Raw genomic sequence first — 20,839 nt, 5'->3', positions numbered from 1 at the left:
GTTGGTAGCCTGAACATGAACATCACCGATAACCTCAAGGACTACCAACAGGTGCGCGGCCTGGCCATCCAGTCGCTGTTCGAGATCATCGAGCAGTCCAGCGAAGGCACGGTGATTGTCGATCGCGACGCCAATATCGTGTGGATGAACGAGCGCTACGCCAAGCGTTTCGGGCTCAAGAGCGCCGACGAAGCCATTGGCCAACCCTGCGAACACGTGATCTCCAACAGCCTGTTGCGCCAGGTGGTGCGCAATGATCAGCCGATCCTGCTGGATATCCAGGACACGCCCAAAGGTCCGTTGGTGGTGATGCGTTTGCCGATCCACAACGAGGCCGGCGCGGTGATCGGGGCGATCGGGTTTGCGTTGTTCGATGAGCTGCGCAACCTCTCGCCACTGATCGAACGCTACCTGAGCATGCAGCAAGAGTTGGCTTCGACGCGCTCGTTGCTGCGCTCACGCCAGAGCAAGTACAACTTCGCGCATTTCATTGGCACCAGCGCGGCCAGCCTCGAAGTGAAACGCCGGGCGCGACGCAGTGCGAGCGCTGAATCGCCGGTACTGCTGCTGGGCGAGACCGGTACCGGCAAGGAGTTGCTGGCCCAGGCGATTCACGGCGCCTCCAGCCGTGCACACAAGGCCTTTGTGAGTATCAACAGCGCCGCCATTCCCGCCGACCTGCTGGAAGCCGAATTTTTCGGCACCGCACCAGGCGCCTTTACCGGCGCCGACCGCAAGGGCCGTCCGGGCAAATTCCAGATTGCCCAGGGCGGCACCTTGTTCCTCGATGAAATCGGCGACATGCCACTGCCGCTGCAAAGCAAACTCCTGCGGGTGTTGCAGGAAAAGGAATTCGAGCCGGTCGGCTCCAACGAGATGCTGCACAGCGATGTACGGGTAATTGCAGCCACCTCCCTGGACCTGGAAGCGGCGATCAAGCGCGGCGAGTTCCGTGCCGACCTGTATTACCGCCTGAATGTGCTGCCGATCCAGGTGCCGCCGTTGCGTGAGCGACTGGAAGACATTCCGGCGTTGAGCGAGGCAATCCTGGAGGAGCTGCGTAGCCAGCATGAACTGGATCGTGAGGCGTTGGCACTGCTGGCACAGCATGCGTGGCCGGGGAATATCCGCGAGTTGCGCAACGTACTGGAACGGGCCGCGTTGCTGAGTGATGACCTGGTGTTGAATGCCGCCGAGATTCGGGCAGCAATAGGCACCTTCACCCCGGTGCAACGCGGCAGCGCGATGGCGCCGGTGGAGGGGGAGAGTTTCAGTGCGGCGCGGGAGCGGTTTGATCGACAGGTGATCAGCGCGGCCTTGAGGGCCTGTGACGGGAATGTCGTAGAGGCGGCCAAGCGGTTGGGGCTTGGCCGCTCGACGCTCTACAAGAAGATGGTGGCGTTGGACCTTACGCAATCTCAATAAAGAGACACTATTCCACATACAAAGACATTCCAATGTGGGAGCGGGCTTGCCCGCGAATTCGGTGTATCAGCAAAGCGTTTCTTTCTGGCTCACCCCCTTCGCGGGCAAGCCCGCTCCCACATTTGATCTGCATTTGTCTCAAATAAGAGACTAAATTGATGACTGTCATCCAAAATCTATAATTAACCCTTATATTTCAAACACTTGGATTGTTGGCACACATCTCGCTATAGCCCTTCCCACCGCGTCACCCCACAAAAATAACAATCCGATGGAGACACACCATGAGTGTGATCATTGCCCTGGCAGCCCTCGCGCTGCTGATGCTGGCTGCCTACCGTGGCTATAGCGTTATCCTGTTTGCCCCCATCGCCGCCCTCGGCGCTGTCCTGCTTACCGACCCTTCTGCCGTCGCGCCTGCCTTTACCGGGGTGTTCATGGAAAAAATGGTCGGCTTCATCAAACTGTATTTCCCGGTGTTCCTGCTGGGTGCGGTGTTCGGCAAGCTGATCGAGCTGTCGGGCTTTTCACGCTCGATCGTGGCGGCGGCCATTCGCTTGCTCGGCACGCGCCAGGCCATGCTGGTGATCGTGCTGGTCTGCGCCCTGCTCACCTATGGCGGCGTGTCGCTGTTCGTGGTGGTGTTCGCGGTGTACCCGTTCGCGGCGGAGATGTTCCGCCAGAGCAATATCCCCAAGCGCCTGATCCCGGCGACCATTGCCCTTGGCGCGTTCTCGTTCACCATGGACGCCCTGCCCGGCACGCCGCAGATCCAGAACATCATCCCCAGCACGTTCTTCAACACCACGGCCTGGGCCGCGCCATGGCTGGGCCTGATCGGTACGATCTTCGTGTTCTGCACCGGCATGCTGTACCTGGCCCGCCAGCGCAACAAGGCCCAGCGTGCGGGTGAAGGGTACGGCACCGAGCTGCGTAACGAGCCGGAGACTGCCGAGAACCTCACCCTGCCCAACCCATGGATCGCGCTGTCGCCGCTGATCCTGGTGGGCGTGATGAACCTGCTGTTCACCCACTGGATCCCGCAGTGGTACGGCAAGACCCACAGCCTCAGCCTGCCGGGCATGAGTACCCCGGTCACCACCGAGATCGCCAAGCTCACCGCGATCTGGGCGGTGCAGGCGGCTTTGCTGGTGGGGATTATCGTGGTGCTGGTGTTCGGTTTCTCGGCGATCAAGAGCAAGCTCGCCGAAGGCAGCAAAAGCGCGGTCAGCGGTGCATTGCTCGCCGCGATGAACACCGCGTCGGAATACGGCTTTGGTGCGGTGATCGCCTCGCTGCCGGGCTTCCTGGTGCTGGCCGACTGGCTCAAGGGCATTCCCAACCCGCTGGTCAACGAAGCGATCACCGTGACCCTGCTCGCCGGTATCACCGGCTCCGCGTCGGGCGGCATGAGCATTGCCTTGGCGGCCATGTCCGAAAGCTTTATTTCGGCGGCCCATGCGGCCAATATCCCGCTTGAAGTGCTGCACCGCGTCGCGGCCATGGCCAGCGGCGGCATGGACACCCTGCCCCACAACGGCGCGGTGATCACGCTGCTGGCGGTGACCGGGCTGACCCACCGCGAAGCCTACAAGGACATCTTCGGTATCACGATCATCAAGACCCTCGCGGTGTTCGTGGTGATCGGTACTTTCTACGCCACTGGCATTGTGTGAGGTTTTCATGACGACATTGAACGGCAAGACCGCCCTGGTCACTGGCTCCACCAGCGGCATTGGCCTGGGCATCGCCTTGAGCCTGGCCAAGGCCGGTGCCAACCTGATCCTCAACGGCTTCGGCGACGCCAGCGCAGTGGTTGCCCAGGTGCAGGCCTTGGGCGGCAAGGTCGGCCACCATCCGGCCGACGTCAGCGACCCGGCGCAGATCGCCGACATGTTCGCCTATGCCGAGCGTGAATTCGGCGGCGTCGACATCCTCGTCAACAACGCCGGCATCCAGCACGTGGCGGCCGTGGAAGACTTCCCCGCCGAGCGCTGGGACTCGATCATCGCGATCAACCTGTCGTCGGTGTTCCACAGCACGCGCTTGAGCTTGCCGGGGATGAAGGCCAAGGGCTGGGGGCGTATCGTCAATATTGCCTCGGTGCACGGCCAGGTCGGTTCGGTGGGCAAGGCGGCGTATGTGGCGGCCAAGCACGGGGTGATCGGCCTGACCAAAGTGGTCGGCCTGGAGACCGCCACCAGCAACGTCACCTGCAACGCCATCTGTCCCGGCTGGGTGCTGACGCCGCTGGTGCAGAAACAGATTGATGATCGCGCCGCCAGCGGCGTGGACCCGCAGCAGGCGCAACATGATTTGCTGGCGGAGAAACAGCCGTCCCTGGCATTTGTGACGCCACCACAATTGGGCGAACTGGTGTTGTTCCTGTGCAGCGAAGCCGGCAGCCAGGTGCGCGGCGCGGCGTGGAATATCGACGGCGGCTGGTTGGCGCAGTAAACCCCAGTCGCGCAGGCACCGCCGCTCCCACACCAGGTCGATTTGTATAAGAACAAGAGACTCGCGTATGTCCGACATCCTCTGGCAACCTTCCCCGGAACGCATCGCCAACACGCGGATGGACCAGTTCCGACGCTACATCAACGCGCGCTACGGCCTGCAGCTCGACGATTACCCGGCCCTGCACCAGTGGAGCATCGACCAGCGCCCGGACTTCTGGCGGGCCATCGTGGCGTTCTTCGGCGTGCAGTTTCGCAGCCCACCTACGGCGGTGCTGATCGAAGACGCTGAAATGCCTAGCGCCCAGTGGTTTCCCGGCGCGACCCTGAACTTTGCCGAGCACCTGTTGCGCCGCCGCGATGATCACCCTGCGGTGATCGCCATCAGCGAAGACGGCCAGCGCGAAGCATTGACCTACGCCGAGCTGGCCGCCCATGTCGCCGGCCTGCAGCAAAGCCTGCGGGCCGCGGGCGTCGGCGTGGGTGACCGCGTCGCGGCGTGCATGCCCAACACTTGGCAGACCCTGGTGGGCATGCTGGCCACCACCAGCCTCGGCGCGATCTGGTCGTGTTCATCCCCGGACTTCGGCACCCAGGGCGTGATCGACCGTTTCGGCCAGATCGAACCCAAGGTGCTGATCACCTGCGCCGGTTACCGCTATGCCGGCAAGGACATCGACCAGACCGCCAAGCTCAATGAGATCCTCGCGCGCCTGCCGTCCCTGGAGCAATTGATCATCGTGCCGTACGCCAGGCCACAGGCGCGGGTGCAGGATTATCAAACCCTAGCCGGCGCCGCGCTGTGGCAGGACTTCTACCAGCCGGGCGGCGAGCCTGAATTCGTCGCGGTGCCGTTCGATCATCCGCTGTACATCCTCTATTCCAGCGGCACCACGGGTGTGCCCAAGTGCATCATCCACGGCACCGGCGGCGTGTTGCTCACCCACCTCAAGGAACACGGCCTGCATGCCGACCTGTCACGCGAGGACTGCCTGTTCTACTACACCACCTGCGGTTGGATGATGTGGAACTGGCTGGTGTCGGTACTGGCCATCGGCGCCACGGCGGTGCTGTATGACGGTTCGCCGTTTCATCCAGGCCCCGAGCGCCTGATCGACCTGATCGACGCGGAAAAAATCAGCGTGTTCGGTACCAGCCCCAAGTTTCTCGCCACGCTGGAAAAGGCCGGGCTGCGGCCGCGCCTGAGCCACGACCTGCGCAGCCTCAAGGGGCTGATTTCGACCGGCTCGCCGCTGTCGCCGCAGAGCTACGACTACGTGTACCGCGAGATCAAGGACGAACTGTGCCTGTCGTCCATGTCCGGTGGCACTGATATCGTCTCCTGCTTTGTGATCGGCAACCCGGTGTTGCCCGTGCGGCGCGGCGAAATGCAGTGCAAGAGCCTGGCGATGGCCATCGAGGTGTGGGACGACCAGGGCCGCCCCCTGGTTGGTGAAAAAGGCGAGCTGGTGTGCACCCGGCACTTCCCGGCCATGCCCATCGGCCTGTGGAACGACCCGGACCGCCAGAAGCTGCGCGCCTCCTACTTCAGCCAATTCCCTGGCATCTGGGCTCAAGGTGACTACGCCGAACAACGCCCCAATGGCAGCCTGCTGATTCACGGGCGCTCCGACGCCGTGCTCAACCCGGGCGGCGTGCGCATCGGCACGGCCGAAATCTATCGCCAGGTGGAAAAGGTCCCGCAGGTGCTGGAAAGCCTGGCCATCGGCCAACGCTGGCAAGACGATGTGCGCGTGGTGTTGTTCGTGCGCCTCGATGACGGGGTTGACCTGGATGAACCGCTGGAGCAACGGATCCGCCAGGTGATCCGCGCCAACACCACACCGCGGCACGTCCCGGCGAAGATACTCGCGGTCACCGATATCCCGCGCACCATCAGCGGCAAGATCGTTGAATTGGCGGTACGCAACGTGGTGCACGGCGAGCCCGTGAAGAACACGGACGCCCTGGCCAACCCACAGGCCCTGGACCAGTTTCGCGACCGCCCTGAGCTGGCGGAAGGATGAAAGGTTTCAGCCCTGACCGACTCATTTGAAGACAAACTCACAATGCATGCTATTTTTCGGGGCTGGTCACCCATTCCCGACTCGCGTGATAATGGGTGTTGTCATCGTTCAAAGCGTTACGCTCAGGGTTTTTTTCATGAATGGACCATCCACCGGCAGCGAAGCCGCCGCATTGATCGCGCGGCTGGACTGGGCACAAAGCCCTCTCGGTGAGGCCAATGATTGGCCACAAAGCCTGCGTACCGCCGTGGATATCGTCGTCCATTCGCCAATGCCAATGCTCCTGTTGTGGGGCAGCCAGCTCACGCAGCTCTACAACGACGGTTTCGCCTTGCTCGCGGGCAACAAACACCCCGAGGCCATGGGGCAGCCTGCGCACCAGACCTGGCCGGAGCTCGAAAGCTTTACCGCGCCGGTCTACGACGCCGTGCTCAGCGGCCAGGTGCGCACCTTCAGCGAGCAGCGCTTCGTGCTGCAGCGGCATAATCGCGACACTGAAATCTGGCTGGACCTGACCTACAGCCCGATACGCGATGAGAGCGGCAGTGTGGCCGGGATCCTGGTCACCGCCATCGAAACCAACGAGCGGCGCAGGGCCCGGCAGAACACCGAGCAACGCCTGCAACTGGCGCTGGCCGCCACCGACGCCGTAGGGACCTGGGATTGGGATATCGGCGAAGACCTCTTTATCGCCGACGCGCACTTCGCCTACCTGCACGGTGTCGACCCGAGCGAGGCCGGCCGGCTGCCCATCAGTGACTACCTGCAAGGCGTACACCCCGAAGACCGCAGCATGGTGGCCCGCAGCATCAAGCACTGCATCACCTTCGGCACGGAATACGCCGAGGAATACCGTCTGCTGCAAGCCGACGGCCAGGTGCGCTGGGTGTTTGCCCGAGGCCGTTGCTACAAGGACCACCAGGGTCGCCCGGCGCGGTTCCTCGGCGCGGCGCTGGACCTTACCGAGCGCAAACACACCGAGCAGGCCTTGCGCCAAAGCCAGACCGAACTGCAACTGATCATCAACGCCATGCCAGTGCTGATTGGCTACGTCGACCATGAGGAGCGGTTCCGCTTGAACAACAGTGCGTACCTGGAGTGGTACGGCATGACGCCTCAGGAGCTGTACGGCAAGACCATCCGCGACGTGCTCGGCGACGAAGTGTATGCCGGGCGGGCGGACAAGATCGCGGCCGCGCTCAAGGGCAAGGCTTGCAGCTTCATGACCGTGACACCGCACCGTGACGGCCGGCCACGGCATGCGTTGATGAAGTACCTGCCGCGCTTCAGCAATGATGGCTCGGTGAATGGTTTCTACATCTTTGTGATCGATGAGACCGAACGCAAACTCACCGAAGAAGCGCTGCGCCACCTCAACGAAAACCTTGAGGAACGCGTGACCCAGCGCACCCAGGCACTGGCAGAGGCCAACCAGCGCCTGCAAAACGAAATGTTCGAACGCGAACGCGCCGAAGACGCGCTGCGCCATGCGCAGAAGATGGAAGCGGTGGGTCAGCTCACCGGCGGTATCGCCCACGACTTCAACAATATGCTCACCGGCATCATCGGCAGCCTGGACCTGATGCAGCGCTATATCGCCGCCGGGCGCAGCGATGATATCGGCCGTTTTGCCGACGCCGCCGTGTCCTCCGCCCACCGCGCCGCCGCCCTTACCCACCGGCTGCTGGCCTTCTCGCGACGCCAGTCGCTGGACCGGCGCCCGCTCGACCCCAACCAATTGGTGGCGTCGCTGGAAGACCTGTTCCGACGGACCAAGGGCGCGCATATCGCACTCAAGGTGCAACTGGGCAACGACATCTGGCCGGTCAACACCGACGCCAGCCAGCTCGAAAATGCCCTGCTCAACCTGGTGATCAACGCCCGTGACGCGATGCCCGATGGCGGCGAGATACTTATCGAAACCGCCAACAGCTACCTGGACGGCACCGATATCACCACCCTGGAACCGGTCAAGGCCGGCGACTACGTGATGCTCGGCGTGTGCGACAACGGCACCGGCATGGCGCCGAAAATCCTCGCCAAGGCGTTCGACCCCTTCTTCACCACCAAGCCCATCGGCCAGGGCACCGGCCTGGGCCTGTCGATGATCTACGGCTTTGCCCAGCAGTCCGGCGGCCATGTCACCATCCAGAGCGAACCGGGCCAGGGCACTTGTGTGCGACTGTACCTGCCGCGCCTGCACGGCACCGCGCTGGAAAGCAGCCTGCCGCCGCACTCGAGCGAAGCGCCGGTGGCCATGGCCGGTGAAGCGGTGGTGGTGGTCGAGGACGACCCGGCGGTGCGCATGCTGGTGGTCAATGTACTCGACGAACTGGGCTACACCGCGCACCAGGCGGCGGACGCGCGCACCGCACTGCCGCTGCTGGAATCGGATTTGCGCGTCGACTTGCTGGTGACCGATGTCGGCCTGCCGGGCATGAACGGCCGGCAGTTGGCAGAGATCGCCCGCCAGCATCGTCCAGGCCTGCGCGTATTGTTCATGACCGGTTACGCCGAGAAAGCTGCCGAGCGCCAGGGCTTCCTGGAGGACGGCATGGACATGGTGGCCAAGCCGTTTTCCATCGACGTGCTGGCGACCAAAATCCGCAGCATGATCAGCGTTGACCCATGAGTTCAGGCATAATCGCGCGCCGTCGCACACCTGGTAGAGATCAATGAAAGCCCAAGCCCGTCATATCCTGGTGAAAACCAGCGAAGAAGCCGAACAGCTCAAGCAGCGTATTGCCAAGGGCGAAGCCTTTGATGTGCTGGCCAAGAAGTACTCCACCTGCCCGTCCGGCAAGCGCGGGGGTGACCTGGGTGAAGTGCGGCCCGGGCAGATGGTGGGGGCGATTGATGCGGTGATCTTCAAGAAGCCGGTGAAAGTGGTTCACGGGCCGATCAAAAGCAAGTTTGGGTACCACTTGGTGCAGGTGTTTTACCGCGACTGAGCGGTTGCCTGACACCCACAACTGACTGCATTTTGACCGAGAGCATGCAACCCACTGTGGGAGCGGGCTTGCCCGCGAACCGCCGCAGGCGGCCATTCACCCCCTGGGAATCAGCGCCCCCGGCAGTTGGATCACGCGACTGGCCAGCCAATGCCCGGCCACAGCGGCGTCCTCTGGAGAGCCGCCTTTGAGCCGAGCGGCCAGATACGCCGCACTGAACGAATCCCCCGCCGCTGTCGTATCCACCACCTTTTCCACCTTCAGCGCCGGCACGGCAAAGCGCTCGCCATTGCAGCGGATCAAGCATTCATCGGCGCCACGCTTGAGCACGACCTCTTCAATGCTCGGGTACGCCGCAAACACCTGCTCACTGTCGGCATACCCAAACAATGCGCGCTCGTCATCCTCGGTCAGCAATGCAATGTCCACGGCTGCCAACACCGTGTGATACGCAGCGCGGGCCGCCTCGATACTCGCCCACAAACGCGGCCGGTAATTGTTGTCGAACACCACCTTGCCCCCGCGACGACGGGTTTCGATCAGGGCTTGCAGCAACCGACCGCGGCCGACCTCACCCAGCACCGCCAGGGTAATGCCGCTGAAATACACCACGTCATAGTCCGGCAATGCAGCCAGGATCGGCTCGGCGGCGGGCGTGGTGAAGCAGTCGCGTACGGCGGCTTCGTTACGCCAGTAGAGGAATTTGCGCTCGCCGCTGGCGTCGGTCTGAATGCAGTACAACCCCGGCAAACGTCCAGCCAGGCGCTGGACCATGCCCAGGCCCAGGCCTTCATCCGTCCACTGCTGGCACATGGCATCGCTGAAACTGTCGTCGCCCAGGGCGGTGACGTAGTCGACGCTGCCGGTGCCACCCAGTTCGCGGCGTAGGTAGACCGCCGCGTTCAAGGTGTCACCGCCGAAGCTCTGGTGCAGGCTGCCGTCGGCGCGGTGTTGCAGTTCGATCATGCATTCGCCGATCAGGGCGATGCGGGGGGATGTGTTCATGCCGTTTAATCTCTGGTGTGGCTGATGGCCCCTTCGCGGGCAAGCCCGCTCCCACCTCTGGAATGCCTTCCAAAGGCGGGAGCGGACGTGCCTGCAATGGACGCGACGCGATTCAGAAGCAGGTATGCAGGGACTCGATCACCTGCAACTGCTCATCCACCAGGCATCCGACCTGCCACTTGTCAAAGGTGAGGCACGGGTGCGAAGTGCCGAACGAAATGATGTCGCCGATACGCAATTCTACCCCCGGCGCCACGGTCATGAACGCATGCTGGTCCATCACCGCCGTGACCTTGCACGCGCCCACGTCATCACCTTCGGCCGGCAATATACCGGCCTTGTAGCGCTTGAGCGGCACCGGCAGGCCGGCGTCGTAGGCCACGTCGCGCTTGCCCAGGGCGATCACGGCAAAACCCGGCTCCGGCAACGATTGCACGTGGGCCCAGACTTCCAGGGCCGGGCGCAGGCCTTCGCTGAGGTCGCTGCGGCGGTCGAGCACGCAGCATTGCGCGTCTTTGTAGATACCGTGGTCATGGGCCACGTAGCTGCCCGGGCGCAGCACACTGAGGAAGCGACCGGCGGCATTTTGCTCTTCGAACGACTCGGCAATCAGGTCATACCAGGCCGACCCCGAGGCCGTGACGATAGGCTTGGGCAAGTCGAAAGAGCCGTTGTTCTGCAGGTCCACCGCCAGGCGCACCAGGCTGGCGGCAAAATCGCGGATGCCGCTGATGGCGTGCTCGCCGTGGATCACGCCTTCATAGCCTTCGATACCGGTGAGGGCCAGGGCGGGCTGAGCCTTGATCGCCTTGGCCAGGTCGCGCACTTCCTGCTCGCTGCGGCAACCGCAACGGCCGCCGACCACGCCGTATTCGATCATCACGTTCAGACGCAGGCCACGGGCGGCGAAGAACAGGCCCAGGTCGGCGACGTTGTCGGGATGATCGACCATGCAGTGGAACTCGAATTCCTTGTCGGCCAACAGGTCGGCGATCAGCGCCATGTTCGGCGCGCCCACCAGCTGATTCGCCATCAACACGCGGCGTACGCCACCGGCGTAGGCGGCGCGGGTCTGCACGGCGTTGGCCAGGGTAATGCCCCAGGCGCCTTCGGCGACCTGACGCTGGAACAGCGCCGGCATCATGCTGGTCTTGCCGTGGGGCGCCAGTTGCGCCCCGCTCTTGCTCACAAAGTCCTGCATCCAGCGGATGTTGTGTTCCAAGGCGTCGCGGTGCAGCACCAGGGCGGGCAGGCTGACGTCGCGGACCAGGTGGGCACCGACGGCGGCGGCGCCTTTTTCAACGGCGTTGTTGGCAGACATGGAAAACTCCTATTCGTTGATGCGCCGGGCCAGGTTGTTGGCGCTGTCGATCAACACCCGGCGATAGTCGTTGTAGTTCTTGCTGGCATCGGCGCGTGGCGCCACGATGCACAGGGTCGCAATGCTGATACCTTGGGCGTCACGCACCGGGGCGGCAAAGCAATGGGTAAAGGTGTCGGCCACACTGTCGAAGGAGAAGAAACCGTCGAGGGTGGCCTGGCGGATCTGTGCCAGGAAGGTCTCCAGCGGCAAGCGCTGGCCGTCCGGCAGGATGAAGTCATCGTGGTCGATCAGGTCGACGATCTGCTGGTCACTCAAGTGTCCCAGCAGAAGGCGCCCGGAGGCCGTCCACGGGATTGGCGCGTTCTCACCGATGTCCGAGGAAATACGGAAATGCCGTTCGCCCTCGCGCATCAACGCCACGGTGTATTTGCGCCCGTTGAGCAGGCACATCTGCGCGGTTTCGTGGGTCTGGCTGACAATCTCCTGCAAGGCATGGTCGGCCTCGCGGGTCAGGTCGAAATGGCGCAAGTGTGCCTGGCCCAGAAAATACAACTGCCGGCCGAGGTAGACGTGACCGTCCTTGCCCACCGTCTCCAGGATGCGCCGCTCAAGCAGGGACGCAACCAGTTCGTACACGGTGGATTTGGGGCTGCCGATGCCGCTGGCGATATCATTCGGGCGCAGGGGCTGGCCAATTTCCTTGAGGAAGTCGAGGATATCGAATGCACGGTCCAGGCCTTTGGCGCGGCGTTTGATGGTGTCTTCGGTCATGGCAATTTCGGTCCGGTCGCAATGGTAGGGCTGGCGCAGGTCCACTGCGGGAGGGGGCAGGCCCCCTCCCACATTTGATCTCTGGTGGGCTTAAGAGTGGGGCAATTTAGCCCTTTTTCTTGTAGGCCACGCAATCAATCTCGACCTTGCAGTCCACCATCATGTTGGCCTGTACACAGGCGCGCGCCGGGGCGTGTTCCGGGGTGAAGTATTCGCCGAAGACCTTGTTGAAACTCCAGAAGTCACGCGGGTCTTCCAGCCATACGCCGACACGCACCACATCCTTGAGCTCATAGCCGGCTTCTTCGAGGATCGCCACCACGTTGCGCATGGTCTGGCGGGTCTGCTCGATGATCCCACCGGTGATGATTTCGCCGTCCACCGCAGGCACTTGGCCGGAGACGTACAACCAACCGTCCGCTTCCACGGCGCGGGCGAAAGGACGAGGCTGGCCACCGCCAGCAGTACTGCCGGCACCGTAACGAGTGATGCTCATAAAAAGATGCTCCTGATTAAAAACGAATGTTCTTGAGAAATTCCGCCAGGCGCGGCGATTGCGGGCGTTCGAAAATGTCCTTCGACGAACCCTGCTCTTCGATGCGGCCCTGGTTCATGAAAACGATCTTGTCCGAGACTTCATAGGCAAAGCGCATTTCGTGGGTGACCAGCAGCATGGTCATGCCCTCCTCCGCCAGGCCCTTGATCACGCTGAGCACTTCGCCCACCAGCTCCGGGTCGAGGGCCGAGGTGACTTCGTCGAACAGCATCAGGCTGGGGTTCATGGCAATCGCGCGGGCGATCGCCACGCGTTGCTGCTGGCCGCCGGAAAGCTGGCCGGGAAAATGATTGCGCCGTTCCAGCAGGCCCACGCGGTCCAGCCATTTCTCGGCCAGCGCGACAGCTTCGTCCTTGCCCATCTTCTTGACCTTGAGCAGGCCGAGGGTGACGTTCTGCAACGCGGTCAAATGCGGGAACAGGTTGAACTGCTGGAACGCCATGCCAGTCATCGCCCGATGCTGGGCAATCACACGTTCGGGATGACGCACGCGCTTGCCGGCGATTTCGCTGTAGCCGATGGACTCGCCATCCAGGGTGATCTGCCCCCCCTGGAATTCTTCCAGCAGGTTGACGCAGCGCAACAGCGTGGTCTTGCCCGAGCCGCTGGAGCCGATCAGGGTCACCACGTTGCCACGCTGCATGGACAAGTCGACGCCCTTGAGCACTTCCACCTGGCCGTATTGCTTTCGCAGGCCACGGATGTTCAGCAGCGGTTGGTTGGTTTGAGGTTGGTTCATGGCAAGGCCACCCGCTTTTCTATGTAGCGCCCGAATAACTCGATGGCGTAGTTGATGACAAAGAACAGAAACCCGGCGAACAGGTAGAACTCCAGGGTCATGAAGGTACGCGCGATCACTTGCTGGGTGCTTAGCAGCAACTCGGCCACGCCGATCACCGACAGCAAGGTCGAGGCCTTGACGATTTCCGTGGAGGAATTGACCCATGTCGGCAGGATCTGGCGCAGCGCCTGAGGCAACAGCACATAGCCCAGGGACTGATAGAACGTCAGGCCGATCGCCTTGCCCGCTTCCAGTTGCCCACGGGGAATGGCTTGCAACGCACCGCGCACGATCTCCGAGACGTGGGAGCCGCAGAACAGGGTCAACCCGACCGCACCAGCCTGGAACGCGGTGATCTGCCAACCGAGTGCCGGCAGCATGTAGAAACACGCCAAGACCAGCACAAACACCGGCGTACCACGGATCAGGTCGACGTACAGGCGAAACGGCGCACGCATCCAGAACTTGCCGTAGGTGAGGATCAACCCCGCCACGATACCGATCAAGGTGCCAAAGATAATGGCCAGCGCCGACACATACACACTGGCCTGGAAGCCCGCCCAGAGGGTATCCCGGGCGATCCACAACTCATGCAACCAGCTGGGGGATTCGTACATGGAAACCTTCCTTAACGACGGATCGCCAGACGCTGTTCCAGGTAACGGAGCAGCATGGCAATGAGGTAACAGGCAGCCACGTAGAGCACCGTCGTGACCAGCCAGGTTTCAATCACCCGGTAGCTTTCGACGTTGATCTTGCGGGCGTAATAAGTCAGCTCCGGCACCGCGATGGCGGCGGCGAGCGAAGTGTCCTTGAACAGCGAAATGAAGTTGTTCGACAGCGCGGGCAACACGTTGCGCAGCATCACTGGCACCGTGATATAGGCCCGGATCCGCCACTCACCCAAACCGATCGCCAACCCGGCCTCACGCAAGCCCTTGGGAATATTCAGCAGCCCGGCGCGGAACACTTCGGTCAGGTAGGCACCGGCGTACAACGACAAGGTGATGATGAACGACGGGATCTTGTCCAGGCGAATACCCAGGCTGGGCAAGGCGAAGTAGATCAACAGGATCAACACGAGGATCGGTGTATTGCGGATCACCGTCACATACACCGAAGCCAGCACGCGCAATGCCCTGTGTTTCGACAGCATGGCAAATGCCATCATCAGGCCGATCACGCAGCCAATCGCGATCGACAGCAGCGCCAGCTCAAGGCCCAGGCCGAGCCCCGCCAGCAAGCTGGGGAAGTCGCGCCACACGGCGGCAAAGTTCAACTGATAGTTCATGGTCGGCAGTACCTGATTGGGGCGCCATCAGCGACGCCCCAGGTTTTCGATTTACTTGAACTCAACCGGGAAGCCGATCGCGGGTTCTGGCAGGTCCACACCGAACCATTGCTTGAACGAGGCTTTGTAGGTGGGGAACTCGACGCCGGTCATGGCTTCATGCAGCGCGGTATTGACGAAGTTCAGCCAGTCCTGGTCGCCACGCTTGACGGCGCACGCGTAGGTCTGCGGGCTCCAGGCGTAAGCCGGGCTGCGGTAGCGACCTGGGTTCTGCACCATCAGGTACTTGACCGAGGACTGGTCGGTGGCGGCGGCATCGGCGCGACCGGAGTTCACCGCCTGGTACATCAGGTCCACGCTGTCGTACTGGTCGACCTTGGCCTTGGGCAATGCCTGGTGCACCAACTCTTCGGCGTAGACGTTTTGCAGCACGGCCACGGTGACGCCGTCGCCGGCAGCCTGCAGGTCTTCGATCTCTTTGTACTTGCTGTTGTTCGGCAACAGCAGGCCCACGCCTTCGCGGTAGTACGGCAGGGTAAAGGCCACTTGTTGTGCACGGCTGGCGGTGACGGTGATGAACTGGCAACTCATGTCGACCTTGTCGGTCAACAGGTTGGGAATGCGTGCGTCGGACGACTGCACCACGAACTCGACCTTGCTTGGGTCGTTGAACAACCCCTTGGCCACAATGCGGCCGATGTCGATATCAAAACCTTGCAACTTGCCATCCGCTCCCTGGAAGTGCCACGGCGCATTGGTACTGCCTGTACCCACGATCAGGTGCCCACGCTTGAGCACATTATCGAGCTTGCTGTCCGCCGCCTGCACGATGCTGGCGAGGGAAGCCGATGCGGCGAAGAGAAAAACACACGCTTTGAACACGGAAGGTCGGTGATGCATGACAAGCACTCCAGGGGTTGTGTATTCCGCTATACCGGAACTTAGTATGTAACAACGGAATAGACAGCAGAAAGTGTGCCACACGCAGTAACAGAAAAATATGATGGGAATAAAGTCTTTAGAAATCAGCTGGATAAATGTGGACGTGGCTTAAGGCGTTGCGCCATTACCTGCAATCGCTTTGCTACCCAAGGCCCCACACCGCGGTGACAGGCCCAATCGCATGCCCTGCAAGGGTGTTACTGCGCACTGTTGCAGTGCGAGAGCACCGTGGAAAAATCAGGATGCTGGGCTAGCCTCAATCTAACTTTTACGTGGCACCTGTAGGACGATTCGATGAGGAACCTGCTTTGATGAAATTCGGCGTTACCCTGTTAGTGCTCTCCCTTCTCGTGGCCGGCAATGCCTCGGCCAGTAATGATCGTCGTGCATGCAAGGAAGAACTGCGCAAGCTCAATGAAGCCTTGAGCACCAACTACACCAGCCAGAATCATCATGGCTATCGCCAGGCGAAAGCCTCCAGGGACAATCTGGAATACAAGAAATGCGCGAGCCAGGCACGCAAGGCGCGCGAGCGTGTGGAGCGTGACGGCGACCTGTGAAGATTGACAGTAGACCGGGACGATTTCCCGCCCTAGCGTGAGCCAGGGTCCTGGAGGGAAATGTCGATGAACTATGTCAATGCCGTGATTGCAGACAAGGCCGCTTTTGAGCACGAACTGGATACGGTACAGCCCGTCTTTGTGGTGTTCATGTCACATGACTGCACCGCATGCAGTGATGCGATGCCGCGATTCATGCGAATCAGCCAAGGCTACAAGGACCACGTCAAAATCCTGATCCTTGATTGCGTCGACACGCCACGGCATCCCCGTGTCGACCGTATCCCGATGCTGCTGATCTACCACCACCAGGCGTTGCTCGAAGCCCTTCCCGGTCTTGGCGAGCAAGCGCTGGTACGCGCCTTCGAGCAGTACGCCGGACGAGCCGCGGTTACGCCTGGGGTAAAGGCGCCAGGCAAACCTGCGTCACCCGCCGCTCCTCCACCGCCGCCACCGTCAGGCGCCAGCCCTCATGCTCCAGGCTATCGCCCACTACCGGCAGGCGGTCGAGCAGGCTCATGACCAGGCCCGCCAGCGTCTGGTAGTCCTCGGTCGCAGTCGCCTTGAAGCCGGTGCGCTGGCGAACCAGGTTAAGGTTCAAGGCGCCATTGGCGCGGAAGCCATCGCCCTCCTCGACGATATCCGGGCCCTCGATTTCGCTGGCATCCGGCAACTCACCCGCGATGGACTCAAGGATATCGGTCATGCTCAACACCCCCATGAAATCACCGAACTCGTTGATCACGAACGCGATATGGGTCGACTCCTGGCGCATCTGCTCCAGGGCATTGAGAATCGAAAAGCTCTCCAGCAAATTGATCGCCCGGCGCGCCAGGTGCTCCAGGTTAGGCACGTTGCCGGCCAGGTATTCCTTGAGCAATTCCTTCTTGTGCACAAAGCCCAATGGCTCATCGATAGCACCGTTGCGGATCAACGGCAGCCGCGAGTAGGACGAATGCATCAGTTTGAGGCGAATACTGTCAGGATCGTCCGCCAGATCGATGTAGTCGACCTTGGCACGCGGCGTCATCAGCGTACGGATCGGCCGCTCGGCCAGTTGCAGCACACCACTGATCATCACGCGCTCACGTCGATCGAACAGCGGACCCTGCGCAGCATCCGGTTCACCCAGCAGATCGGCGACCTCCTCATCCACCTCTTCCACCGCCAGGCTGCGGCCACCCAGTAAGCGCATCACCGCATGGGCGGTGCGCTCACGTACCGGCAACACGCCTTGCGCGGACTTCTTGCGGCGCGAACGGGCGATCTGGTTGAACACTTCGATCAGGATCGAGAAACCAATGGCCGCGTACAGGTAGCCCTTCGGAATATGGAAGCCCAGGCCCTCGGCGGTCAGGGCAAAACCGATCATCATCAGGAAACCCAGGCACAACATGATCACGGTCGGGTGCGCATTGACGAAGCGGGTCAGCGGCTTGCTCGCCACGATCATCAGGCCGATGGACACGATCACCGCGATCATCATCACTGCCAGTTCGTCGACCATGCCCACGGCGGTGATCACCGCGTCGAGGGAGAACACCGCGTCGAGCACCACGATCTGCGCCACGATCGGCCAGAACATCGCATAGGCCGCGTTGCCCGTACGCTGGGCCACATGCCCTTCCAGGCGCTCGTGCAATTCCATGGTGGCCTTGAACAGCAGGAACACACCACCGAACAACATGATCAGGTCACGGCCCGAGAAGCTCTTGTCGAACACCTCGAACAGCGGCTGGGTGAGGGTCACCAACCAGGAAATACTCGCCAGCAGGCCCAGGCGCATCAGCAATGCCAGGGACAAACCGATCAGGCGCGCACGGTCGCGCTGCTCCGGCGGCAGTTTGTCCGCCAGGATCGCAATAAACACCAGGTTGTCGATGCCAAGCACCAGTTCCAGCACAATCAAGGTCAACAGGCCGAGCCAGGCCGTTGGATCCGCTAACCATTCCATTTATAGAGTCTCTTTACAGATTTCAGAATACCGGACACGGCGATGCACGGTCAGGGACCGGGACAAGGTTAGCAATCGGAATACGGGGTGCTTGAGTGGGAACAGCGACAGCGGTTGTCTTGGGGAAAGACGACTGGGAGGCTCCGAGAGGGTGTTCATGCAGGTCCTGAATCAGCAAAAGGACTTGAATGCTACAACCGAAACACAAACTTCCCACAACGCAAAACTATTACAAAACCTGTACAGCGCGCCCTGCGGGCTGCATGTGGGACGTTATCCTGCCGCCTGATCTTCACGCGCCTGGCGGATTCCGTGCAGCCCCGACTGAGCCCTTGACCTGCTGGATGTACCGCGCCACCACGGGGGCCTTCTCGAAGCGCCGGTGAATCAACGACAACCACGATGACGCATCACTGCCGTGGATACTGCGGTAAACCACGCCTGGTAAACTCACGTGCCCGACCAGCGATGCGGGCACCACCGCCACGCCCTGCCCGAGCGACACCAACGCCATCACCGCCACCAGCCCACCCGGTTGCGGCCCCAGGCGCGGTGCAAAGCCGCCTTGCGCTGCCACATGCAAGGTGCCGCTGATTTGCTCCGGCAAGATAAACGTCTCGTTCTGCAGGTGCTCGCAGCCAATCGCCCTGAGCCCCAGCAGCCAGGAATGCTGGGGCAACGCCAGTACGAACCCCTCGCTGTCCAGCGGGACTGCCTCCACACCCTCCGGCAGGGTCATGGGCGAGCGGATATAGCCGATGTCGACACGCCCGTCCGCCACCGCGCCAGGCAACATCGCCATCGCACATTCGCGCACATTGACGCTGACATCGGGAAACGCCTGGCTGAACGCCTGCATTTGTCGCTGCAACAGCCCGGAATACACCGCAGAAGCCACGTAGCCCAGCTCGATATGCCCGATCTCGCCGCGCCCGGCGCGCTGGGCACTGCGCTGGGCGAACTCGAACTGGCGTACGGTGGCTTCGGCCTCCATCAGCAAGGCGGCACCGGCTTCGGTGAGGCTGACTTCGCGGTGCTGGCGGACAAACAGGCGCGTGCCCAGCGCCGCTTCCATCTCCTGGATCTGGCGGCTCAAGGTCGGTGGCGCAATGCCCAATTGCTCAGCGGCCCGCGTGAAATTGCGTTGCCGGGCAACGGCCAGGAAGTAGCGGAAATGGCGGATGTCCATGACAGGATTAGCTCAAAGGTAATGAAGTACTTCATGGCGGCTAACAAAGACATTGCCGGACGGGAATAAGCTCACAGTACTTGAACATTAGAGAGCCTTTTCGATGTCCGTCAACCGTGTTTTCACTATTGCTTGTGAGGTAATTCAACGATGAGCCGGGTCAGCCCACGCTATACCTTGTTGACGGCGTCCGGCGTTTGTTCGCTGATCGTGCTCGACACCAACATCGTCGCCGTGACATTGCCCAGCATCGCCCGGGACCTGGGGGCGAACTTTGCCGATATCGAGTGGGTCGTCAGCGCCTACATGCTGGCCTTCGCCGCACTGTTATTACCCGCCGGCAGCATCGCCGACCGTTTCGGACGCAAGAAGACCCTGGTCTGGGGCCTGGGCATCTTTATCCTCGCATCCCTTGGCTGCGGCGCCGCGCCCAGCGCGCTGTTCCTGGACATCGCGCGCGCCATCAAAGGCGTCGGCGCGGCGTTGCTACTGACCTCGGCGCTCGCCTCCATCGGCCACACCTTCCACGATGAAGTCGAACGCGCAAAAGCCTGGGCCTTCTGGGGCGCGTGCATGGGCGTGGCGATGACCGCCGCGCCGACCCTCGGCGGCTTGATCACCGAGTACCTGGGCTGGCGCTGGATTTTCTATCTCAACCTGCCGGTGGGCCTGGGGCTGATGGCGCTGGTGCTGCGCGCGATTCCGGAATCGCGCGATACCCAGTCCGCGCGTCTCGACCCGTGGGGCAGCCTGGCCTTCAGCGCCAGCCTGCTGTGCCTGATCTGGGGGTTGATCGAGGCCAATCGCATCGGCTGGGACAACCCGCTGACCTACGCCCGGCTGATCGGCGGCGCGGCTTTACTCGGCGTATTCGCCATCGTCGAGCGTATGCAACAGCGGCCCATGGTCGACCTGCAACTGTTCCGTCACCCGCGCTTTATCGGGGCCCTGCTGGGGATGTTTGCCTACGCCGGCTGTGCCCAGGTGATGATGACGTTGTTGCCGTTCTACCTGCAGAACGGCCTGGGGTTCTCCGCGATTGCCTCGGGCCTGGGTATGTTGCCGTTTGCCTTGACTATGTTGATCTGCCCAAGGATCGGCGCACGGTTGGCTGCGCGTTTCGCGCCAGCAACGATGATGGCGACCGGCTTGACCTTGGTGGGCAGCGGCAACCTGTTGAGCGCCTGGGCGCTCGATGTCGGCGGCTACCTGCCCTTTGCCCTGGCGATTGCGGTCACCGGTGCGGGGGCCGGCCTGCTCAATGGCGACACGCAGAAAAACATCATGGCCTGCGTACCACGGGACCGTGCGGGCATGGCCTCGGGCATGAGCACGACGATGCGTTTCAGCGCGATCATGCTGGCGATTGGTGTGTATGGGGCATTGTTGAGCAGCCATAGCGAGCAATTGTTGAGCGCGAGTGTCGACACACAGTGGCAGGCGCAGGTGGCAGGCATTGCGTCGCGGGTGGTGGCGGGTGATATGCCGGCAGCGATGGGTTTATTGCCGGAGGCGGCACGCGCACAGGTGCAGCCGCTGGCGCGGCAGGCGTTTGTGGGCGGGTTCAGCGGTGTGCTGTGGGTGGCGGGGTTGTTGGGGCTGCTGGG

General features: G+C 62.0%; 18 protein-coding genes and 1 pseudogene. 9 read left to right on the top strand and 10 right to left on the bottom strand.

Going from position 1 to position 20,839, the window contains the following annotated elements:
• The first annotated feature begins 15 nt into the window (after window positions 1-15).
• From CQ002_RS19095 to CQ002_RS19070, 6 genes are all read left to right on the top strand, one after another.
• Window positions 16-1,425: a sigma-54-dependent Fis family transcriptional regulator gene (locus CQ002_RS19095; protein ID WP_034104514.1), complete on the top strand. Its 1,410-nt coding sequence runs from the start codon at window positions 16-18 to the stop codon at window positions 1,423-1,425.
• Window positions 1,426-1,709: 284 nt separating this feature from the next.
• Window positions 1,710-3,101 (top strand): GntP family permease, encoded by a 1,392-nt coding sequence (locus CQ002_RS19090; protein WP_034104512.1) that lies wholly within the window; start codon window positions 1,710-1,712, stop codon window positions 3,099-3,101.
• Between the two features lie 7 nt (window positions 3,102-3,108).
• Window positions 3,109-3,882 (top strand): 3-hydroxybutyrate dehydrogenase, encoded by a 774-nt coding sequence (hbdH, locus tag CQ002_RS19085; protein WP_034104510.1) that lies wholly within the window; start codon window positions 3,109-3,111, stop codon window positions 3,880-3,882.
• Between the two features lie 67 nt (window positions 3,883-3,949).
• Window positions 3,950-5,908, top strand: a complete 1,959-nt coding sequence (locus tag CQ002_RS19080) for an acetoacetate--CoA ligase (protein ID WP_105162060.1) — start codon at window positions 3,950-3,952, stop codon at window positions 5,906-5,908.
• Between the two features lie 136 nt (window positions 5,909-6,044).
• A complete protein-coding gene (locus CQ002_RS19075) occupies window positions 6,045-8,540 on the top strand; it encodes a PAS domain-containing sensor histidine kinase (RefSeq protein ID WP_034104506.1) in 2,496 nt (831 codons plus the stop codon).
• Between the two features lie 43 nt (window positions 8,541-8,583).
• Entirely contained in the window at window positions 8,584-8,859 is a 276-nt protein-coding gene (locus CQ002_RS19070) for a peptidylprolyl isomerase (RefSeq protein ID WP_003174397.1), read from the top strand.
• A 96-nt stretch (window positions 8,860-8,955) separates the two neighbouring features.
• Here CQ002_RS19070 and CQ002_RS19065 read toward each other — a convergent pair whose 3' ends face one another.
• The 8 genes from CQ002_RS19065 to CQ002_RS19030 all read right to left on the bottom strand — a co-directional run bounded on the left by CQ002_RS19065 (window position 8,956) and on the right by CQ002_RS19030 (window position 15,487).
• Window positions 8,956-9,864 carry a sugar kinase gene (locus CQ002_RS19065; RefSeq protein WP_034104504.1) on the bottom strand — a complete coding sequence of 303 codons (909 nt, stop codon included), beginning with the start codon at window positions 9,862-9,864 and terminating at the stop codon, window positions 8,956-8,958.
• 112 nt (window positions 9,865-9,976) lie between these two features.
• On the bottom strand, window positions 9,977-11,185 hold the full coding sequence (locus tag CQ002_RS19060; RefSeq protein ID WP_034104502.1) for an amino acid deaminase: 1,209 nt from the start codon (window positions 11,183-11,185) through the stop codon (window positions 9,977-9,979).
• Window positions 11,186-11,194: 9 nt separating this feature from the next.
• Window positions 11,195-11,959: an IclR family transcriptional regulator gene (locus tag CQ002_RS19055; RefSeq protein WP_034104792.1), complete on the bottom strand. Its 765-nt coding sequence runs from the start codon at window positions 11,957-11,959 to the stop codon at window positions 11,195-11,197.
• 106 nt (window positions 11,960-12,065) lie between these two features.
• Window positions 12,066-12,455 (bottom strand): RidA family protein, encoded by a 390-nt coding sequence (locus CQ002_RS19050; RefSeq protein ID WP_010210958.1) that lies wholly within the window; start codon window positions 12,453-12,455, stop codon window positions 12,066-12,068.
• Between the two features lie 16 nt (window positions 12,456-12,471).
• Entirely contained in the window at window positions 12,472-13,254 is a 783-nt protein-coding gene (locus tag CQ002_RS19045) for an amino acid ABC transporter ATP-binding protein (RefSeq protein ID WP_034104500.1), read from the bottom strand.
• A complete protein-coding gene (locus tag CQ002_RS19040; protein ID WP_025857548.1) occupies window positions 13,251-13,913 on the bottom strand; it encodes an amino acid ABC transporter permease in 663 nt (220 codons plus the stop codon). The genes CQ002_RS19045 and CQ002_RS19040 overlap by 4 nt, the downstream gene beginning before the upstream one ends.
• 11 nt (window positions 13,914-13,924) lie before the next feature.
• On the bottom strand, window positions 13,925-14,587 hold the full coding sequence (locus CQ002_RS19035; protein ID WP_034104497.1) for an amino acid ABC transporter permease: 663 nt from the start codon (window positions 14,585-14,587) through the stop codon (window positions 13,925-13,927).
• Window positions 14,588-14,638: 51 nt separating this feature from the next.
• The gene (locus tag CQ002_RS19030; protein WP_034104495.1) at window positions 14,639-15,487 is read right to left on the bottom strand and encodes a transporter substrate-binding domain-containing protein; all 849 of its coding nucleotides are present in this window, start codon (window positions 15,485-15,487) and stop codon (window positions 14,639-14,641) included.
• A 353-nt stretch (window positions 15,488-15,840) separates the two neighbouring features.
• On the opposite strand from CQ002_RS19030, the gene CQ002_RS19025 reads away from it, so the two are divergent.
• Window positions 15,841-16,089 carry a hypothetical protein gene (locus CQ002_RS19025; protein WP_034104493.1) on the top strand — a complete coding sequence of 83 codons (249 nt, stop codon included), beginning with the start codon at window positions 15,841-15,843 and terminating at the stop codon, window positions 16,087-16,089.
• A 60-nt stretch (window positions 16,090-16,149) separates the two neighbouring features.
• Window positions 16,150-16,374 (top strand): annotated as a pseudogene (locus CQ002_RS19020) (thioredoxin domain-containing protein); the annotation flags it as partial.
• A 106-nt stretch (window positions 16,375-16,480) separates the two neighbouring features.
• Here the strand turns inward: CQ002_RS19020 and CQ002_RS19015 are convergent.
• Together CQ002_RS19015 and CQ002_RS19010 are read right to left on the bottom strand one after the other, a co-directional pair.
• Window positions 16,481-18,043, bottom strand: a complete 1,563-nt coding sequence (locus tag CQ002_RS19015; protein ID WP_034104489.1) for a TerC family protein — start codon at window positions 18,041-18,043, stop codon at window positions 16,481-16,483.
• A 292-nt stretch (window positions 18,044-18,335) separates the two neighbouring features.
• Window positions 18,336-19,232, bottom strand: coding sequence for a LysR family transcriptional regulator (locus CQ002_RS19010; RefSeq protein WP_105162059.1), 897 nt, complete (start codon window positions 19,230-19,232; stop codon window positions 18,336-18,338).
• Between the two features lie 150 nt (window positions 19,233-19,382).
• Here CQ002_RS19010 and CQ002_RS19005 point away from each other — a divergent pair.
• Window positions 19,383-20,839, top strand: a 1,457-nt coding sequence (locus tag CQ002_RS19005; RefSeq protein ID WP_105720649.1) for an MFS transporter, incomplete at its 3' end; no start/stop codon positions are given.

The organism is Pseudomonas sp. MYb13 (assembly GCF_002980075.1).
Taxonomy (GTDB): domain Bacteria; phylum Pseudomonadota; class Gammaproteobacteria; order Pseudomonadales; family Pseudomonadaceae; genus Aquipseudomonas; species Aquipseudomonas lurida.
The sequence above is the reverse complement of the archived record's forward strand: the minus strand, read 5'-3'. Positions and strand labels throughout refer to the sequence as shown.

Bases quoted from the DNA above. Each gene is read 5' to 3' on its own strand.
- CQ002_RS19095 (WP_034104514.1), top strand. From the start codon at position 16: ATGAACATCACCGATAACCTCAAGGACTACCAACAGGTGCGCGGCCTG.
- CQ002_RS19090 (WP_034104512.1), top strand. From the start codon at position 1,710: ATGAGTGTGATCATTGCCCTGGCAGCCCTCGCGCTGCTGATGCTGGCT.
- hbdH (WP_034104510.1), top strand. From the start codon at position 3,109: ATGACGACATTGAACGGCAAGACCGCCCTGGTCACTGGCTCCACCAGC.
- CQ002_RS19080 (WP_105162060.1), top strand. From the start codon at position 3,950: ATGTCCGACATCCTCTGGCAACCTTCCCCGGAACGCATCGCCAACACG.
- CQ002_RS19075 (WP_034104506.1), top strand. From the start codon at position 6,045: ATGAATGGACCATCCACCGGCAGCGAAGCCGCCGCATTGATCGCGCGG.
- CQ002_RS19070 (WP_003174397.1), top strand. From the start codon at position 8,584: ATGAAAGCCCAAGCCCGTCATATCCTGGTGAAAACCAGCGAAGAAGCC.
- CQ002_RS19065 (WP_034104504.1), bottom strand. From the start codon at position 9,864: ATGAACACATCCCCCCGCATCGCCCTGATCGGCGAATGCATGATCGAA.
- CQ002_RS19060 (WP_034104502.1), bottom strand. From the start codon at position 11,185: ATGTCTGCCAACAACGCCGTTGAAAAAGGCGCCGCCGCCGTCGGTGCC.
- CQ002_RS19055 (WP_034104792.1), bottom strand. From the start codon at position 11,959: ATGACCGAAGACACCATCAAACGCCGCGCCAAAGGCCTGGACCGTGCA.
- CQ002_RS19050 (WP_010210958.1), bottom strand. From the start codon at position 12,455: ATGAGCATCACTCGTTACGGTGCCGGCAGTACTGCTGGCGGTGGCCAG.
- CQ002_RS19045 (WP_034104500.1), bottom strand. From the start codon at position 13,254: ATGAACCAACCTCAAACCAACCAACCGCTGCTGAACATCCGTGGCCTG.
- CQ002_RS19040 (WP_025857548.1), bottom strand. From the start codon at position 13,913: ATGTACGAATCCCCCAGCTGGTTGCATGAGTTGTGGATCGCCCGGGAT.
- CQ002_RS19035 (WP_034104497.1), bottom strand. From the start codon at position 14,587: ATGAACTATCAGTTGAACTTTGCCGCCGTGTGGCGCGACTTCCCCAGC.
- CQ002_RS19030 (WP_034104495.1), bottom strand. From the start codon at position 15,487: ATGCATCACCGACCTTCCGTGTTCAAAGCGTGTGTTTTTCTCTTCGCC.
- CQ002_RS19025 (WP_034104493.1), top strand. From the start codon at position 15,841: ATGAAATTCGGCGTTACCCTGTTAGTGCTCTCCCTTCTCGTGGCCGGC.
- CQ002_RS19015 (WP_034104489.1), bottom strand. From the start codon at position 18,043: ATGGAATGGTTAGCGGATCCAACGGCCTGGCTCGGCCTGTTGACCTTG.
- CQ002_RS19010 (WP_105162059.1), bottom strand. From the start codon at position 19,232: ATGGACATCCGCCATTTCCGCTACTTCCTGGCCGTTGCCCGGCAACGC.